Raw genomic sequence first — 18478 nt, 5'->3', positions numbered from 1 at the left:
TTTAAAAGTATGGGCTCAGGCGTGCGGCACGATCAGCTTCAGGCCCTTGAAGTAGTCGCGGTAAAACGTGTCGTTCCAGGTGATCAGGCCATCGCACTGCAGGAGTGCGTGCGACCCGACCATGAATTCGTCCAGCCCGCGTGGCTTGGCGCCCCGCTGCCGGTGCCGGCGGTGCATCTCACCGGCGCGCAATGCGGATTTGGCCTCCAGCGGACTGAAATGGACGCCCATTTCCTCCAGCGCCTCCTGCACTTCGGCGCCGCCGCGCAGCGACGCGCAGATCTCGGCGAGGGTCACCCCGCAGATCACCACGCGCCCGCCGACCAGGCTCTGGCGCAGGCCCGCTTCGACCGCGTCGGCCTGCGGGCCATTGCTGAGCAGCTCGATCAGCACCGGTGAATCGACGGCGATCATCACGCGCTCATTCCTCGTCGCGGACCGCGCGCACGGCTGCTTCGGCCGAATCGAAACCATCCAGCGCGAACTTGCCGCGGGCACGGGAGATCGCATCGTCCACGCTCTTGCGCAGGATGATGCGGCTGCCCTCGAGCTCCACCTTCAGCTGGGTGCCCTTGGTCAGGCCAAGCGCATCACGGACCGCCTTGGGCAAGGTGATCTGCCCGCGTTCTGCAACGGTAGCTTCCATCGGTACGCCCTCCAAAGTATGCACAAATTATACATACTTCCGGGGGCATACTTCCACTGGAGTACTGATCTGGCCGCCAGGACCCTTGGCACAGAAAGGATCTGTCTCATCCGTGACATGAGGGATACATATCTCCATGTAGCCTGAGACCAACTGCCGCAGGTGGTCACTGCCCTGAATCGTTCATACTCAGGACGATCGCGGGCCCACCGGTCAGCGGCGAACGCAAGCAGGTCTGCCTCGGGCGGGCCAACGCAAGCCATCCGCAAGAGGAGTCATCTGCAATGAGCGATTCGTTCTCCACCCGCAGCCAGCTGGACGTCGGCGGCACCACCTACGACTACTTCAGCCTGCCCAAGCTCGGACAGACGTTCGACATCTCCCACCTGCCCTACTCGATGAAGATCCTGCTGGAGAACCTGCTCCGGCACGAGGATGGCGGCGTGACCGTCGGCAAGGACCACATCCAGGCCGTCGCCCAGTGGGATCCCAAGGCCGAACCGGACATCGAGATCGCGTTCATGCCCGCGCGCGTGGTGCTGCAGGATTTCACCGGCGTGCCCTGCGTGGTCGATCTGGCCGCGATGCGTGATGCCGTGGTCAAGCTCGGCGGACGCCCGGAGCAGATCAACCCGCAAATCCCCTCCGAGCTGGTGATCGATCACTCGGTGCAGGTCGATGTGTTCGGCACCCCCGACGCGCTGGATCTCAACGGCAAGATCGAATTCCAGCGCAATCAGGAACGCTATGGCTTCCTGCGCTGGGGCCAGAAGGCCTTCGATGATTTCAAGGTGGTGCCGCCCAACACCGGCATCGTCCACCAGGTGAACCTGGAAAACCTGGCCCGCGTCGTCATGACTGCGGACAAGGATGGCAAGGCGGTGGCGTACCCGGACACCGTGTTCGGGACCGACAGCCACACCACCATGATCAATGGCATCGGCGTGCTCGGCTGGGGCGTGGGCGGCATCGAAGCGGAAGCGGCGATGCTGGGCCAGCCGTCGTCGATGCTGATCCCGCAGGTGGTCGGCTTCAAGCTGACCGGCCGCATGCCCGAAGGCGCCACCGCCACCGATCTGGTGCTGACCGTCACCCAGATGCTGCGCAAGCACGGCGTGGTCGGCAAGTTCGTGGAGTTCTTCGGCGAAGGCCTGCAGCACCTGCCACTGGCCGACCGTGCCACGATCGGCAACATGGCCCCGGAGTACGGCGCCACCTGCGGCATCTTCCCGATCGATGAAGAGTCACTGACCTACCTGCGCCTGTCCGGCCGCAGCGAGGAGCAGATCGCGCTGGTGGAAGCCTATGCCAAGGCCCAGGGCCTGTGGCATGACGCCAACACCGCGCACGCCAGCTACAGCGCCACGCTGGAACTGGACATGGGCCAGGTCAAGCCGTCGCTGGCCGGCCCCAAGCGCCCGCAGGACCGCGTGCTGCTGGAAGACGTCAAGCAGAACTACCGCGAGAACCTCGTCGGCCTGACCACCAACCGCGACAAGCGCAACGATGATGTCGCCAAGTTCGTCAACGAAGGTGGCGGCGCGGCGGTCGGCAACGAACAGCTGGCCAAGGGTTACAGCGATGTCGAACTGGATGGCCAGAAATTCCGGCTGAAGGATGGCGCGGTGGTCATCGCGGCGATCACCTCGTGCACCAACACCTCCAACCCGGCGGTGATGATCGGTGCCGGCCTGCTCGCCCGCAACGCGGCGGCCAAGGGCCTGGACCGCAAGCCGTGGGTCAAGACCTCGCTCGGCCCAGGCTCGCGCGTGGTCACCGATTACCTGGAAAAAGCCGGTGTGCTGACCGAGCTGGAGAAGGTTGGCTTCTACGTGGTCGGCTACGGCTGTACCACCTGCATCGGCAACTCCGGCCCCCTGCCGACCGAAGTCAGTGCCGGCATCGCCGCCGGTGACCTGGTGGTGGCCTCGGTGCTGTCGGGCAACCGCAACTTCGAAGGCCGCGTGCACCCGGAAGTCAAAATGAACTACCTGGCCAGCCCGCCGCTGGTCGTTGCCTATGCCATCGCCGGCACCACCGACATCGACCTGACCACCGAGCCGCTGGGCACGGGCAGCGATGGGCAGCCGGTGTACCTGCGCGATATCTGGCCGAGCAACAAGGAAATCGGCGATGTGATTGCCGCGACCATCGGGCCGGAGATGTTCAAGAAGAACTATGCCGACGTGTTCAAGGGCGACACCCGCTGGAACACCATCAAGTCGCCCGATGGCGATCTGTATGAGTGGGACGGCAGCTCGACCTACATCAAGAACCCGCCCTACTTCGAGGGCATGACCATGGACGTCGGCCACATCGAAGATGTGCATGGCGCCCGCGTGATGGGCCTGTTCGGCGATTCGATCACCACCGATCACATCTCCCCGGCCGGCAACATCAAGAAGGATTCCCCGGCGGGCCGCTTCCTGCAGGAGCGCGGCGTGCAGCCGGCCGACTTCAACAGCTACGGCAGCCGCCGCGGCAACGATGACGTCATGGTGCGCGGCACCTTCGCCAACATCCGCATCAAGAACCTGATGTTCGGCGGCGAAGAAGGCGGCAACACCCTGTACTTCCCGAAGGATGGCGGCGAGCCGCAGAAGCTGGCGATCTACGATGCGGCCGTCAAGTACAAGGCCGAGGGCGTTCCGCTGGTCGTCTTTGCCGGCAAGGAATACGGCACCGGCTCCTCGCGTGACTGGGCCGCCAAGGGCACCAACCTGCTGGGCGTCAAGGCGGTCATCGCCGAGAGCTTCGAGCGCATCCACCGCTCCAACCTGGTCGGCATGGGCGTGCTGCCGCTGCAGTTCAAGAACGGCGACAACGCGCAGAGCCTGGGCCTGGACGGTTCGGAAGTGATCGACATCACCGGCCTGGAGGATGGTGCCAGCAAGACGGCCACCCTCACCGCGACCAAGGCCGATGGCACGAAGAAGACCTTCGAGGCCCATGTGATGCTGCTGACCCCGAAGGAAGTGGAGTACTTCAAGCACGGCGGCCTGCTGCAGTACGTGCTGCGTCAGCTGGCGGGGAAGAAGTAAGCGCCTGGCACGGCGCCAATTACGCCCTCTCCGGTAGAGGGATCGCACGACAGCAAGGGGGCACACGCCCCCTTGCTGCTGTTTGGCGTTCCCGCCGCACCCTGCGCCGCAGGGCGGACGAGGGATAGCCGGCGCAGCCACCAGTCCTCATTTTCATAAATTTCATAAATCCCATATTTCTCACAATTCGTACGGATCGGGCTACACTGGGCGCCATCCGCCAGGGAGCCGCCGCCATGCTGCACGCGCTCAAGTTCGACCCGATCACCGAGCTGACCCGCACGACCGCCTCGACGGTGAAGGAGCACTGGCGCAAGGTGATGCAGGACGTCCGCGAACAGCAGGCCGTACTGGTCACCAATCACAACGAGCCGCAGGCCGTCATTCTGTCCGCCCAGCAGTACCAGGCCATGCAGGCCGAGGTCGTGTCGTTGCAGCGGGACCTCGCGTCCCTGCGCGAACAGGCCCCGGCCCTGCAGCAGCTCCGTCAGCGCTTCGATGATCGCCTTGCCGTGCTGGACAGCGCCGCGGCCGCCAACAAGGCGCGCGCGCTGCTGCGCAAGCCGGCACGCCTCAAGGGCAAGGTGGCCGCAGGCAGCGGTTACTGATGCCTGCACGGCCCTTCCTGTTCGTGCTGGCAGGGGTCAACGGCGCAGGCAAGAGCTCCATTGGGGGTCATCTGCTCCGCCAAGCGGGTCTGGACTGGTTCAATCCCGACGACTGGGCCCGCCAGCTGTGCCGCGAATTCGGCATGAATCAGCGCGAGGCCAATGGCCGGGCGTGGACGGAAGGCTTCAGCCGGCTGCGCTCTGCCATCGCCGAACGCCGCAACCACGCCTTCGAAACCACCTTGGGCGGGCAGTCGATCGCCGCGACCCTGGCCGAGGCCTGCGCCACGCATGACGTACTGGTCTGGTACTGCGGCCTGGCCTCGCCCCAGCAGCACATCGCACGGGTGCGCGCACGCGTTGCGGCCGGTGGCCACCCGATCAGCGATGCGGACATCCACCGCCGCTACCCGTTGGCGCTGCAGAACCTGATCGCCCTGCTGCCAGCGCTTGCACAGCTGCAGGTGTACGACAACAGTGTAGAGGCCGGTCCTGGCCAACCGGTTGCCGATCCACAGCTTGTGCTGCAGATGGACGGTGGCCGTTTGACCTGGCCTGCGGCCGATGACGTCGCCCAACTGCGGCAGACACCCGACTGGGCCGTGCCGGTGCTGGAAGCTGCACTGCAGTGCCACGACACCTGCGCTGACGAGCCACCGCGATGAGCAGGGATGGACGGATGAGCGAACACATGCGGCTGCAAACGTCATTTATCGCCGGCGCCACCCTGCCCCGCCGCCCCGCTGCCGCCGTTGTTCACCGGCCCTTCGCGTTTTCCATTCGGGACGGTATGCTGCCGAGGCATGAAACGACGGATACTCTCCGTCATCGCTTTACATCATCCACGTTTCCTGGAGGGGGAATATGAGTCTGGAACGACCCTGGCTGCAGAGCTATCCCAAAGGCGTACCCGCCGAGATCGACGTCAACGAGTTCCATTCGGTCTCGGCCGTCTTCGACACTTCGGTGGCCAAGTTCCGCGACCGCCCCGCCTACTCCAGTTTCGGCAAGGTCCTGACCTACGGGGAAACGGACGCACTGGTCGAACAGTTCGCCGCCTATCTGCTGGGTGAGCTGCAGCTCAAGAAGGGCGACCGCGTTGCCCTGATGATGCCCAACTGCCTGCAGTACCCGATCGCCACGTTCGGCGTGCTGCGTGCCGGCCTGACCGTGGTCAACGTCAACCCGCTGTACACCGCCCGCGAGCTCAAGCACCAGCTGGTGGATTCCGGCGCGGCCGTGCTGGTGGTCGTGGACAACTTCTGCGACACCGTGCAGCAGGTCATTGCCGACACCCCGATCAAGCAGGTGGTGACCACCGGCCTGGGCGACATGCTCGGCGCCAAGGGCATCGTGGTGAACTTCGTCCTGAAGTACATCAAGAAGATGGTGCCCAACTACAGCCTGCGCGGCGCGATCCGCTTCAACCAGGCGCTCAAGCTGGGCAGCCGCCACACCCTGCCCAAGGTCGAGATCGACCACGACGATGTCGCCTTCCTGCAGTACACCGGCGGCACCACCGGCGTGGCCAAGGGCGCGATGCTGACCAACCGCAACCTGGTCGCCAACATGCAGCAGGCCTCGGCCTGGATCTCCGCCTCGGGGATCGAGATGGGCAAGGAGGTGATCATCACCGCCCTGCCGCTGTACCACATCTTCGCGTTGACGGCGAACGGGCTGGTCTTCATGAAGTTCGGTGGCTGCAACTACCTGATCACCAACCCGCGCGACATGAAGGGCTTCGTCAAGGAGCTCAAGGCGACCCGCTTCACCGCGATCACCGGCGTCAACACGCTGTTCAACGGCCTGCTCAACACCCCGGGCTTCGACGAGGTCGATTTCTCCTCGCTGAAGGTCACCCTGGGCGGCGGCATGGCGGTGCAGCGCGCCGTCGCCGAGCGTTGGAAGAAGGTCACCGGCGTCACCCTGGTCGAGGCCTATGGCCTGACCGAGACCTCGCCGGCCGCCTGCATCAACCCGCTCGACCTGGCCGAGTACAACGGTGCGATCGGCCTGCCGATCCCGTCCACCGATGCCTGCGTCAAGGATGACGCCGGCAAGACGCTGGCCGTCGGCGAAGTCGGCGAGCTGTGCATCAAGGGACCGCAGGTCATGAAGGGCTACTGGCAGCGCCCGGAAGATACCGCGCAGGCGGTGGACGCCGAGGGCTGGCTGCACACCGGCGACATGGCACGGATGGACGAACAGGGCTTCTTCTACATCGTGGACCGCAAGAAGGACATGATCCTGGTGTCCGGCTTCAACGTGTACCCCAATGAGGTCGAAGACGTCATCGCGATGATGCCCGGCGTGCTCGAAGTCGCGGCGGTGGGCGTGCCCGATGAGAAGTCCGGTGAAGTGGTCAAGGTGGTCATCGTCAAGAAGGACCCCAACCTCACCGCCGAGATGGTCAAGGAACATGCACGCGCGAACCTGACCGGCTACAAGCACCCGCGGATCGTGGAGTTCCGCAAGGAACTGCCCAAGACCAACGTCGGCAAGATCCTGCGCCGCGAACTGCGCGATACCCCTGCGCCGTAACGGTTCCCCAACGGCTGCATCTTCACAGGGCCCCTGCCGGCAACGGCGGGGGCCTTTTGCATTGCGTGAGATGCCGGGGGTGTAGGATCGCGGCGTGTGGACCCGTCAGGCCCGCCGCCCACCGTCCTCCCAGCGGGCCAGCCTCCGAGGAAATCGCCATGAGCACCATTGAAAAGCTGCCCGTCAACCACCGCTACGCCACCATCCGCACGGAAACCACCGGCAACGACGATGCCCATTGGCTGTTCATGCATGCCGATGCCGCCAGCGGCATCCGCCCGTGCTGCCGCAAGGACATGCTCGATGAAATGTGGAACTTCATGAGCGCGATCACCCGCAGCCCGGCCGAGCGCAACAGCGGCAAGCTGCGCCATTTCGTGCTCGCGTCCGATGCCAATGCCTACAACCTGGGCGGCGATCTGGACCTGTTCACCCGCCTGATCCGCGAGGGCAACCGCGACCGCCTGCTGACCTATGCGCAGCGTTGCGTGGAAGGCGTGCACCACCTGCACACCGGCTTCGGTGGCGACGTGCGCTCGATCGCGCTGATCCAGGGCGATGCCCTCGGCGGCGGCCTGGAGATGGCGCTGGCCTGCCACACCATCGTGGCCGAGGAAGGCTGCGGCATGGGCCTGCCGGAAGTGCTGTTCGGGCTGTTCCCGGGCATGGGCGCCTATTCCTTCCTGTGCAAGCGCGTGGCCCCGCAGCTGGCCGAGAAGATCATCCTCGACGGCCGCGTGTATTCCTCCGAAGAGATGCATGCCATGGGCGTGGTCGATGTGCTGGTGCCCAAGGGCCAGGGCGTCAAGGCCGTGGAAGATCTGATCCGCCAGCACCAGCGCATTCCGCATTCGTATCTGGCGATGAACGCCGCGCGCAACCTGGCCCAGGCCGTGCGCTATGACGAACTGCTGGAAATCACCAAGGTCTGGGTGGACTCCGCCCTTGCGCTGGGCGACAAGTCGCTGCGCACCATGGACCGCCTGATCAAGGCCCAGACCCGCCGCGCCACCCTCGACGTCGCCTGAGCCATCCCCTCCCCTGTGTTATTCAAGCCCGGCTGCCGCCGGGCTTTTTTTTATTGCAGCCCCACTCAGCGCATGTCGCCGCCGTCGTCGGCCTGCCCCTGCGCCTTGCGCTGCGCACGCGCATCCAGCGCCTGCCGGCCTTCCTTGATGCCCGTCTGCAGCAGGGTCACGCGCTGCCGCCATTCGCTCTTGAGCTGCCAGTCGGCCATGCGCATCAGATCCCCGGCGCGGTTGGCGACGCGGACCAGGCCCAGATTGCTGGCCACGCCCTTGATCGCGTGCGCCTGCTCGCGGAAATGGACCCAGTCGCTGCGCTCACCGTCAGCCAGCGCCACGCCGATGCACTGGTCGGCATCGGCCAGGCATTGGCGGATGAACTCGCGTTCGAAACCGTCGCCCATGCCGAGCGAGGCCAGCTCGTCGAGCACGCCCGGGTCCAGTACACCATCCAGCGCGGTAGCGGTACGCACGATCGGTGCGCTGGCCTTGAGCTGGCCGTTGGAGGCGATATCGGCAAGCACATCCAGCAGCCGCACCGCGACCACGGGCTTGGCCAGGAACGTATGCGCGCCGGCCTGCGTGCAGCGTTGGATGGCCTCGGGCGTGACGTCGGCGCTGAGCACCAGCACCGGTGTGCGCGGACCGCCACCGGCCTGCATCACGCGCAGTTCCTTGAGCATGTCCAGGCCGCTCATGCCGGGCATGTGCAGATCCACGATGGCCGCATCGAAATCACTCTCGGCCATCGCATCAAGCACCGCTTCACCGCCGTTGACGCACAGCACCTTGTGGCCGGCTTTCTGCAGCAGGCGCTGCAGCACCATCCGGTTGGCCTCGTGATCGTCAGCGACCAGGATGTGCATGCTGCGCACGCGCGCGCGGTGGCGCAGGAACGGGTCGGCGAACGCAATGACATTGCCGTTGCGGTCCGGCAGCCCGTCGCCGACCAGCGCCGGGGTGACCGTGCCCAGCGGCACGCGCGGCGGCGCGAACGGCAGCTCGAACCAGAAATGGCTGCCCTGCGGCGGGTTCTCTTCGTAGCCGATGTCCCCGCCCATCGCCTCGACCAGGCCCTTGGCGATGGTCGTGCCCAGGCCGGTGCCTTCGTGGCGGCGCGCCATGCTGACGTCGGCCTGCTCGAACGCTTCGAACAGGCGCGGGCGCATCTCCGGGGCGACACCGATGCCGGTATCGAGGATGTCGAACCGCAGGCGCACTCCGCCGTTGGATTCGGCATCGAGCACGGCCACGCGGATTTCGACACGGCCGTGGTCGGTGAACTTGACCGCGTTGCCGGCGATGTTGAGCAGGATCTGCCGCAGGTGGCCCAGGTCACCGCGCAGCAGCGGCGGCACGGTATCGGCCACCTTGACCCGGTAATCCAGCCGCTTGGCCTTGGCCTGCGGCAGCAGGATCAACCCGATGGCCTGGATCACATCGGCCAGCGCGAAGTCCTCGGCGGTCACGCGCAGCTTGCCTGCTTCGATCGCGGAGATATCGAGCACTTCCTCCACCAGCGCCAGCAGGCTGCGCGAGGACGCCTGGATGGTGTTCACACACTCGCGCTGCTCGTCATCGAGCTTGGTGGTGGCCAACAGCTCGGTCATGCCCGACAGGCCGTTGAGCGGCGTGCGGAACTCGTGGCTCATGTTGGCCAGGAAACGGCTCTTGGCCTCGCTCGCGCGGCGCGCCTCCGCCATCGCACGGGTGAGCTGGCGCAGCAGCGTGGAGAAATACAGCGGCACTGCCGCCAGGCCCAGCCACAGGCCGAATGCCAGCCGCGCGTTCTGATGCCAGTACGGGGTCAGCAGTGCGGTGCTGCCGAAGCTGACCATCGCCATCGCCACCGCGACGTACAGATAGTTGTTGCCGTAGCGCATGCCGTTGCCGACCGTCACCCACATCACCACGATGTAGACCCAGGCCAGTGGCTCGCCCATCTGCACCATGCCGGCGGCGATCAGCCCGTAATCGGCGAGCATGCCGGCCACGCGGCGCGGGTCCGAGCGCCCCGGCCGCCACAGCAGCCAGCCGAACAGCCCCAGCGAGAGGGTCAGGCCGGTCAGCACGATCGCCAGCACCCCGTGGTACTGCGCCGGGGGCAGGTCGTGACGCGGCCCCGGCATGAGCACATACAGCAGGATCAGGGTGATCAGCACGATGCGCACGATCGCCTGGCCGTGTTCGGTATCCGGGCGCTGCGCCAGGCGGTGCTTCAGGCGCGGGTACAGACGACGCATATCACATCCCCGGGCGGGATGACGCGGTGGAGTGCTGTGCGCAGATCTCATCAAGCTGGAGGCGGCCGCGCAGCAGGGCATCGACGCAGCGCGGATCGAACAACCGGCCCCGCTGGGCATACAGATACGCCAGCGTGGCTTCCATGGTCCATGCTTCCTTGTACGGACGCGGTGAGATCAGCGCGTCGAACACATCGGCCACCGCCACGATCCGCGCTTCCAGCGGAATCGCATCGCCGACCAGCCCATCCGGGTAGCCGCTGCCGTCGTAGCGCTCATGGTGGCGCAGCGCGATCAGGGCCCCGACCTGGATGAAACGGTTCTGGCTGCCACTCAGCAGCTCGTAGCCGATCCGCGGGTGCCGACGCATGATCGCCTGCTCCTCATCGCTCAGCTTGCCCTGTTTGAGCAGGACCGCATCGGGAATGGCGATCTTGCCCATGTCGTGCAGGGGCGCGGCCATCTCGATCAGCTTGACCTCTTCTTCCGGCAGCCCGAGCTGCTCGGCGATCAGCCCGGCGACATGGGCCATGCGCTCCAGGTAGGCACTGGTGCCGGCATCACGGAATTCGATCGCCCGCGCCAGCCGCGACAGTGTTTCGCGCTCGCGCTCCTCCACCTCGTGCATGCTGGCCAGCAGGCGCTGCTCCAGCGACAGCGCGCGCTGCTTGACGTTCTCCGACTGCTGGCGCAGCTGCAACAGGTTGTAGCAGCGCGCGCGCAGTTCGCGCGGGCGGACGGGCTTGACCAGGAAATCGATCACCCCGGCCTCCAGCGCGGCCTGGCGGATCGGCTCGTCGCCGACCACGGTGATCAGGATCACGGGGATGTCGCGGTGCTTGGGCAGGCGGCGGAAACGGCGGGCGAACTCCAGCCCGTCCATCTCCGGCATGCGGTAATCGAGCAACAGCAGATCCACGGCGTGCGACTCGCACCAGGCAAGCGCCGTCAGCGGATCGCCGAAGTCGTGCACGGACAGTTCCGGCGCGATGTCCTCGATGACATGGCGCAGCATGGTACGCGCGGACGTCTGATCGTCAACGATGACAATATTCAAGGCTGCTTCTGCCTTCTTCCTTGACCACACTGGAACATGCTGCGAAGAGGATACTCCGCCGCTCTGCACACTGGCACCTTGCATCGGTCCGCCTCCCGTCATGAACACCCCAGTTCATGATCGTCGTCACAGTGTGACGCCGGTGTCGGCGTCTCCCTGCAACCCGTCATGGTCTGTGGCCATCACGCCATAGCGCCTGTTAAGGCCACGCAGAAACCATACCCGCGCGGCCACGGCAGCGGAACCCCCGCGCCGGACGTGCCCCAAGCACGCCCGGACCCAGGTCTCAGTTTTCCGGACGCATGTACGGGAAGAGCAGCACGTCGCGGATCGAACTGCTGCCGGTCAACAGCATCACCAGACGGTCGATGCCGATGCCCAGGCCGCCGGTCGGGGCCATGCCGTACTCCAGCGCGCGGATGTAATCGGCGTCGTAGTGCATGGCCTCGTCATCGCCGCCTTCCTTGGCCGTGACCTGGGCCTGAAATCGGGCCGCCTGGTCTTCCGGGTCGTTCAGCTCGGAGAAGCCGTTGGCCAGCTCCTTGCCGTTGATGAATAGCTCGAAGCGGTCGGTGTAGCCGGGCTGGTCATCGTTGGCGCGGGCCAGCGGCGAGACCTCGACCGGGTGGTCGGTGATGAAGGTCGGCTGGATCAGGGTGTGCTCGACGGTGGCCTCGAAGATCTCCAGCAGCAGCTTGCCCCAGCCGTAGGACGGCTTGATGCGGATCTTCAGGCGCTCGCAGTGGGCGGCCAGCGCATCGCGGTCGGTGCAGTCGGCGGCGCTGATCTCCGGGTTGTGGTGGCGCACCGCCTCGTCCATGCGCCAGCGGCGGAACGCCGGGGCCAGGTCGATCGTGGCACCGTCCCACTCCACCGTGGTGGTGCCCAGCACCTTGCTGGCCACGTCACGGATCACGCCTTCGGTCAGGTCCATCACTTCGGTGTACGTGGCGTAGGCCTCGTACAGCTCCATCATGGTGAATTCCGGGTTGTGGCGGGTGCTCACGCCCTCATTGCGGAAGTTGCGGTTGATCTCGTACACGCGCTCCAGGCCACCCACGACCAGGCGCTTGAGGTACAGCTCCGGGGCCACGCGCAGGTACAGGTCCAGGTCCAGCGCGTTGTGGTGGGTGGTGAACGGCTTGGCCGTGGCGCCGCCGGGGATGTAATGCATCATCGGCGTTTCGACTTCCAGGAAATCGCGGTTGTCCAGCCACGCGCGCATGGCGCGGATGATCCGCGAGCGCTTGATGAACACCTCGCGCGACTCCGGGGTCACGATCAGGTCGACATAGCGCTGGCGGTAGCGCTGCTCCACGTCGGCCAGGCCGTGCCACTTGTCCGGCAGCGGGCGCAGCGACTTGGTCAGCAGGCGGATGCTGGTGGCCTTGACCGACAGCTCACCGGTCTTGGTCCGGGTCAGCCCGCCCTCCACGGCGATGATGTCGCCCACGTCCCAGCCCTTGAAGGCGGTGTAGGCATCGCCCAGCGTGCTGCCCTGCAGGAACAGCTGGATGCGGCCGGACTCGTCCTGGATCTGGGCGAAGCTGGCCTTGCCCATCACGCGCTTGGCCATCAGGCGGCCGGCCATCTTGACCTGGCGGTCGCTGGCCTCCAGCGCTTCGGCGGTCCACTGCTCTGCATCGGCGAACTCGGCCTGCAGGGTGCCGGCGAAGTGCTCGCGGCGGAAATCGTTCGGGTAGGCAATGCCCTGCCCGCGCAGGGCGGTCAGTTTCGCGCGGCGCTCGGCGATGAGGCTGTTCTCGTCGACGGGGGGCTGCGGCGCGGCGGTCTGATCGTTCATGGCGTGGGTCTATGTATGTCGGGGGGGAGGTACGGTCCCCGCCATCATGCCGATGGTCGGGGCGGATTGCGAAACCGGGCGCGGCCCGGGCACAACGGATCGGGGCCGCGCGTGGCGGCCCCGACGGTCAGGCGTCGGTGCGTTTGGCACCCACGGCCAGGCCGGACTTCAGGCTGGCTTCGACGAATTCGTCGAGGTCGCCGTCCAGCACCTTCTGCGTATCGGAGCGTTCGATGCCGGTGCGCAGGTCCTTGATGCGGCTCTGGTCGAGCACGTAGTTGCGGATCTGGCTGCCCCAGCCGATGTCGGACTTGGTGGCTTCCACCGCGTCACGCTCGGCATTGCGCTTCTGGATCTCCAGCTCATACAGCTTGGCGGCCAGCATCTTCATCGCGTTGTCGCGGTTCTGGTGCTGGCTACGGCCGGTCTGGCAGGCCACGACCGTATTGGTCGGGATGTGCGTGATACGCACCGCCGACTCGGTCTTGTTGACGTGCTGGCCACCGGCGCCGGAGGAGCGGTACACGTCGGTACGCAGGTCGGCGGGGTTGATGTCGATCTCGATGTTGTCATCGACTTCCGGCGACACGAACACCGAGGTGAAGCTGGTGTGGCGGCGGTTGTCCGAATCGAACGGCGACTTGCGCACCAGGCGGTGCACGCCGGTTTCGGTCTTCAACCAGCCGTAGGCGTAATCGCCTTCCACGCGCAGGGTGGCCGACTTGATGCCGGCGACGTCGCCACCGGACACTTCCATCAGCTCGGTCTTCCAGCCGCGCGATTCGCACCAGCGCAGGTACATGCGCAGCAGGATCTCGGCCCAGTCCTGGGCTTCGGTACCACCGGCACCGGCCTGGATATCGACGAACGCCGCGGCGTTGTCCATCTGCCCGGAGAACATGCGCTGGAACTCCAGCTGCTCCACGTGCTTCTGGTACTTGTCCAGGTCACTGACCACGGCCAGGGCGGTTTCTTCGTCCTGTTCGCTTTCGGCCAGTTCCAGCAGTTCGCCCGACTCGGTCAGGCCGTCGAGGATCGTGGCGATGCCGCCGACGGTCTTGTCCAGGTTGGCGCGTTCGCGGCCAAGGTTCTGGGCGTACTCGGCGTTGTTCCAGATATCAGGATTTTCCAGTTCCCGGGTTACTTCTTCCAGACGCTCTTTCTTGGCGTCGTAGTCAAAGATACCCCCTGAGCGAGAGCACGCGATCGGTGAGATCGGTAATGCGCTGGCGGACAGGATTGAGCTCGATCATGTCGGCGATTAATGCGTGCGAAAAGACTGTCCATCATAGCCTATCCGGGCCTTTCCGGCGGTGGCCGGGGCGGCAGGTACCCGCCGGCGGGCAGGAAAGCGAGATCGCTGAACACGGGCGCCCGGCCAGACGGTAGACTTCGGCCCCGCCGCGCGGCCCCCGCCCGCGGCGTCCCCCAACGCACTACATGGAGCACCACCCCGATGAGGACGTCATCCTCCGCCCTGCTGCTGGCCTTCGCCTGCCTGACCGCCTCCACCGCCGCTTCGGCCCTGGACCTCAAGCAGCTGACCAGCACCGGCCTGAAGGCCGGCCAGGCGTTCACCCTGTCCGACCAGGACGTGGCCAAGGCCGCCGACGAAGCCTGCGTCTACATGGACCAGCAGAACAAGGTCGCCCCCGCCAACTCGCCCTACGCCCAGCGCCTGGCCAGGATCACCCAGGGCCTGGCCAACGAAGACGGCATGAACCTCAACTTCAAGGTCTACCTGACCGACGACGTCAATGCCTGGGCCATGGCCAACGGCTGCGTGCGCGTGTACTCGGGCCTGATGGACATGGCCTCGGACGACGAAGTGCGCGGCGTGATCGGCCACGAGATCGGCCACGTCAAACTGGGCCACTCCAAGACCAAGATGCGTACCGCACTGCTGGCCTCGGCCGGTCGCGACACGCTGGCCGCCTCGGGCAATGCCAATATCGCCACCCTGACTCAGGGCCAGCTCGGCGAACTGGCCGAGGGCTTCGTCAACGCGCAGTTCTCGCAGAAGGAAGAAAGCGCTGCCGACGAATACGGCTACCGCTTCATGAAGCGCCACCAGTACGACCCGGCCGCCCTGGCCAGCATGTTCCGCAAGCTGTCCAGCAAGGGCGGCCTGATGTCCTCCCACCCGGGCTCGGAAGCCCGCGCCGGGCGCATCGACGCGATGATCAAGAAAGACAGCAAGCGCTGAGTTCTCTGCCGGCACCCTGCTCCGCCAGGGTGCCGGTCAGCCAGGCCGGGTCAGGCCGTTGCCTGCACCGCCAGCGCCTGCCGGAACGAGGGCAGCTGCCGGCGACTGCACGGTACACGCCCACCATCGTCCATGTGCAGCAAGGCTTCGCCCCCGTCCAGCGGCTCGATCGAGACCAGGTGCCGCACGTTCACCAGCCAGCTGCGGTGGGCGCGCACGAACACGGCCGGATCCAACCGTTCTTCCAGTGCCGCCATGGTGCTGCGCAGCGGGTAGTCGTGCCCGCGCACCCGCAGATTGACGTAGTTGCCGGCCGCCTGGGCGTACTCGATATCACCGGTGGCGACCAGGAAGTCGCGCCCCAGCTTGCGCACCAGGAACCGTTCCGGACGCTCCACGGCGTCCACCGGCGGAGCATCGTCCGGCGCGGCCAGCAGATGCGCCTCGCCCTGCCGGCGCCGCCCGAACCAGCTGAAGAAGTGCTCGATCGCCACGAAGGTGAAGAAGGCACGGACATCCTTGAGGTACTCGTACATCAGGCGCACCGGCCAGGTGGCATCGTCCTGGTAGTGGTAGCCGAGCGCGGCATAGGCGAGATGGCGCAGCCCCATCATGCCGGTGACATGCACCAGCGACCACGCCACGCTGGCCAGCAGGTACAGCGGCAGCCGCCGCTTCCAGGTATCGGCGTGCAGCGGCCAACGCTGGCAGCCCCACCACAGGACCGGCAGCGTCAGCAGGATCATCGTGACGCTGCTCAGCTCCCAGATCATCGGCTGCCACAGGCCCAGGTCTTCGCCACGGCGCCCCGCATCCATCACTTCCACCAGCGCATTGGCCACCGCGGTGGTCAGCAGGATCACCGACCACACCAGCATCCGCGCACCCGGCTGCCACCGCGCGGCACGTCCGTTCGCCATTGAATCGTCCATTCGCAAAAGGTCGTCAGCCTGACTCATCACGCCATGGTAGTGCGCCCCGCCCATCCCTTGGCCACCGCCATTGGTCACTTGGCACCCACGGCAGAGCCCTTTGGCGTGGCCGAACCCCCTGCCAGTGCGCACCGTGGAGGCTCCTGCCCTCCCTGCCCCGTCCATGCCACGCCGCCACGACATCGACGCCCTGCGCGTACTCGCCTTCGCCCTGCTCATCCTGTATCACACCGCCATGGCCTACGTGGACGGCTGGGGGTTCCATCTCAAGAGCGACCACACCGCCGAGTGGCTGCAATGGCCGATGCTGCTGGTCAACCGCTGGCGGATGCAGCTGTTGTTTCTGCTCTCGGGCATCGCCATCGCCTTGATGCGGCCGGAGACACGCATCGTGCGCTTTGCCGTGCTGCGCTCGTGGCGGTTGCTGGTGCCGCTGGTGTTCGGGATGTGGGTGGTGGTGCCGATCCAACCCTACTGCGAGGCAGTGACCAACGGCCGCATCGAGCCCGGCTTCGGCGCGTTCCTGCTGCGCTACTGGCAGATGCCGGCCTGGCCGCAGGACAGCTTTGCCGGCTGGCAGCTGCGCATCACCTGGAACCACCTGTGGTACCTGGCCTACCTGTGGGTCTACACGCTGATGCTGGCCTTGCTGATGCCCGTCCTGGATACCGCTGCCGTGCATCGCGCCGTGGAGCGCTTCGCCCGTGCGCCGGCGCCGCTGCTGATCGGGGTGCCCAGCCTGCTCTCCTTCGGCTGGGTGGCCTGGCTCGATCCCCGGTTCCCGTCCACCAACCTGCTGTTCGGCGATTGGTACCAGCACGCCAAGTACGGCACGGTATTCCTCGCCGGCTACCTGCTTGCCCGCGCCACCCCGTTCTGGGCGCGCGTGGTCGAGCTGCGCAGGAGCACCCTGTGGGTGGCAGCCGTTGCGGCGAGCTGGTACTTCGGCATCCGCCTCCTGGGGCGGGTGTTGCCGGCCGATTCGGTGCTGCGGCAGTGGCCGGACAGTGTCTGGACGCTGCAGGTGATGGCCAGCCAGTCGCTGTACCTGTGGGCCGTGCTGCTGACCCTGCTCGGCTGGGCCAAGGTGTATCTGGATCGCCCGTTCCGCTGGCTGCCGTACTGCACCGAGGCGGTGTATCCCTGGTACATCCTGCACCAGAGCCTGATCATCGCGCTGCTGTTCTGGCTCAAACCGCTGCACCTGGGGCCATGGTGGGAGCCACTGCTGGTCCTGGCCGGAACCGTGGCGGGTTGCCTGGTGCTGCACGAAGGGCTGATCCGGCGCATCGCCTGGCTGCGTCCTCTTTTCGGACTGCGCCGGGAGCCGCTATCGTTGCCGGTCACGCGGGCGGTGGCCCGGCACTGAGGAATACGGATGTTCCAGACCCATTGGCATGTGTGGCTGCAGTCCTTCTTCGATGCAGCGTGGATGTTGCCGCTGATGAACTTCGTCAGCGCGCTGGGCTACGAATGGGCGTACGTGCTGTTGATCGTGGTCTGCAGCTTCGGGGTGCGTCTGCGCGCGGGGCTGGGCATCATGCTGGCGGTACTGCTGATGTCGATGGCCACGCACGCGATCAAGGAGGGTGCCGCCCTGCCCCGCCCCAGCGATGTCGACATCCACGTGCTGGACAAGGGCCGGCCGAGCCACGCGCTGGTCGCCGATGGCGCTGCCGGATCGTTCTGGACGCTGCCGACCGATGAAGCGATTGCCGCCCTGCGTGCGCAGCCGGATCCGGACTACGGATTCATCAGCGGTCATGTGGGGGTGGCGACGGCTGCCATGACGGCCGGGGTGCTGTGCTTCGGTATCCGCAGTGCTGGCTGGCGAATCGCGCTGCTGATCGGCTGGCCATTGCTGATGGCGCTGTCTCGGATGTACCTGGGGCGGCATTTCCTGTCCGATGTGCTGGGCGGCTGGCTGGTCGGGATGGCCTTGGGCTGGCTTGCCTGGCAGTGCCTGCCAGCGCCCGCGCGCCGTAATCGAACCCGCCACCTCATCCTCGCCACCCTCGGCGTCGGCGTGACGGCAGCGGCGCTGACGACCGCGTTCGTCCCGGCAGACAGCGCGGGGCGGTATCTGGGGCTGCTGCTGGTGTTCGCCTTCCTGCACTGGCGCGGCTGGCCGCTGGATCCGTACACACCGTGGCAGCGGATCGGGCGCGTCATGGCCGTCATCGGGCTGTATCTCGTCATCAGCCCCGTGCTGGAGGCAGTCGCCGTCGCACTGGCACTCCCTGACGCAGCGGTGGTGGAGGTGGTGTTCGATGCCATCGGCAACGCGGCGATCTTCATGGGCGGCATTGCCCTGGCGGGGTACTGGCCGCTGGCGGCGCGCAGCCTGCCTCGGGCCACCGCCGTCAAATAAACGG

General features: G+C 66.2%; 15 protein-coding genes. 8 read left to right on the top strand and 7 right to left on the bottom strand.

Annotated features, from left to right (window positions below; translation table 11 throughout):
• Positions 1-15 precede the first annotated feature (15 nt).
• Together C0R07_RS06405 and C0R07_RS06400 are read right to left on the bottom strand one after the other, a co-directional pair.
• A complete protein-coding gene (locus tag C0R07_RS06405; protein ID WP_019182936.1) occupies positions 16-414 on the bottom strand; it encodes a type II toxin-antitoxin system VapC family toxin in 399 nt (132 codons plus the stop codon).
• Positions 415-421: 7 nt separating this feature from the next.
• A complete protein-coding gene (locus C0R07_RS06400; protein WP_019182937.1) occupies positions 422-646 on the bottom strand; it encodes an AbrB/MazE/SpoVT family DNA-binding domain-containing protein in 225 nt (74 codons plus the stop codon).
• A 284-nt stretch (positions 647-930) separates the two neighbouring features.
• Between C0R07_RS06400 and acnA the strand changes: the two genes are divergently transcribed.
• The 5 genes from acnA to C0R07_RS06375 all read left to right on the top strand — a co-directional run bounded on the left by acnA (position 931) and on the right by C0R07_RS06375 (position 7864).
• Positions 931-3687, top strand: coding sequence for an aconitate hydratase AcnA (gene acnA / locus C0R07_RS06395; protein WP_102788442.1), 2757 nt, complete (start codon positions 931-933; stop codon positions 3685-3687).
• Positions 3688-3923: 236 nt separating this feature from the next.
• Positions 3924-4295: a type II toxin-antitoxin system prevent-host-death family antitoxin gene (locus tag C0R07_RS06390; RefSeq protein WP_070427301.1), complete on the top strand. Its 372-nt coding sequence runs from the start codon at positions 3924-3926 to the stop codon at positions 4293-4295.
• Positions 4295-4960 carry an AAA family ATPase gene (locus tag C0R07_RS06385; RefSeq protein WP_070472847.1) on the top strand — a complete coding sequence of 222 codons (666 nt, stop codon included), beginning with the start codon at positions 4295-4297 and terminating at the stop codon, positions 4958-4960. The genes C0R07_RS06390 and C0R07_RS06385 overlap by 1 nt, the downstream gene beginning before the upstream one ends.
• A gap of 199 nt (positions 4961-5159) precedes the next feature.
• Positions 5160-6836 carry a long-chain fatty acid--CoA ligase gene (locus C0R07_RS06380; RefSeq protein ID WP_046273435.1) on the top strand — a complete coding sequence of 559 codons (1677 nt, stop codon included), beginning with the start codon at positions 5160-5162 and terminating at the stop codon, positions 6834-6836.
• A 158-nt stretch (positions 6837-6994) separates the two neighbouring features.
• Complete coding sequence (locus C0R07_RS06375) at positions 6995-7864, top strand: crotonase/enoyl-CoA hydratase family protein (protein WP_070427299.1); 870 nt, start codon at positions 6995-6997, stop codon at positions 7862-7864.
• 65 nt (positions 7865-7929) lie between these two features.
• On the opposite strand, the gene C0R07_RS06370 is transcribed toward C0R07_RS06375, so the two are convergent.
• From C0R07_RS06370 to prfB, 4 genes are all read right to left on the bottom strand, one after another.
• A complete protein-coding gene (locus tag C0R07_RS06370) occupies positions 7930-10104 on the bottom strand; it encodes an ATP-binding protein (protein ID WP_102788441.1) in 2175 nt (724 codons plus the stop codon).
• A gap of 1 nt (position 10105) precedes the next feature.
• Positions 10106-11245, bottom strand: coding sequence for a response regulator (locus C0R07_RS06365; RefSeq protein ID WP_102788440.1), 1140 nt, complete (start codon positions 11243-11245; stop codon positions 10106-10108).
• Positions 11246-11447: 202 nt separating this feature from the next.
• Entirely contained in the window at positions 11448-12965 is a 1518-nt protein-coding gene (lysS, locus tag C0R07_RS06360) for a lysine--tRNA ligase (protein WP_102788439.1), read from the bottom strand.
• Positions 12966-13092: 127 nt separating this feature from the next.
• A protein-coding gene (gene prfB, locus C0R07_RS06355) for a peptide chain release factor 2 (protein ID WP_102788438.1) occupies positions 13093-14218 on the bottom strand; the annotation gives its coding sequence in 2 pieces (ribosomal slippage) (positions 13093-14142 and positions 14144-14218; 1125 coding nt in all).
• A gap of 203 nt (positions 14219-14421) precedes the next feature.
• Here prfB and C0R07_RS06350 point away from each other — a divergent pair.
• Positions 14422-15171, top strand: a complete 750-nt coding sequence (locus C0R07_RS06350) for a M48 family metallopeptidase (protein ID WP_102788437.1) — start codon at positions 14422-14424, stop codon at positions 15169-15171.
• A gap of 50 nt (positions 15172-15221) precedes the next feature.
• Here the strand turns inward: C0R07_RS06350 and C0R07_RS06345 are convergent, their stop codons facing one another.
• Positions 15222-16091 carry a LytTR family DNA-binding domain-containing protein gene (locus tag C0R07_RS06345; RefSeq protein ID WP_102788436.1) on the bottom strand — a complete coding sequence of 290 codons (870 nt, stop codon included), beginning with the start codon at positions 16089-16091 and terminating at the stop codon, positions 15222-15224.
• A gap of 175 nt (positions 16092-16266) precedes the next feature.
• On the opposite strand from C0R07_RS06345, the gene C0R07_RS06340 reads away from it, so the two are divergent.
• Both C0R07_RS06340 and C0R07_RS06335 read left to right on the top strand, forming a co-directional pair.
• On the top strand, positions 16267-17472 hold the full coding sequence (locus tag C0R07_RS06340; protein WP_070472867.1) for an acyltransferase family protein: 1206 nt from the start codon (positions 16267-16269) through the stop codon (positions 17470-17472).
• A gap of 9 nt (positions 17473-17481) precedes the next feature.
• Positions 17482-18474, top strand: a complete 993-nt coding sequence (locus C0R07_RS06335; RefSeq protein WP_102788435.1) for a phosphatase PAP2 family protein — start codon at positions 17482-17484, stop codon at positions 18472-18474.
• Positions 18475-18478 lie beyond the last annotated feature (4 nt).

The sequence above is a fragment of the Stenotrophomonas bentonitica genome (genome assembly GCF_002887735.1).
GTDB lineage: Bacteria > Pseudomonadota > Gammaproteobacteria > Xanthomonadales > Xanthomonadaceae > Stenotrophomonas > Stenotrophomonas bentonitica_A.
Note: the sequence above shows the minus strand (reverse complement) of the source record. Positions and strands in the feature narration are given on the sequence as shown.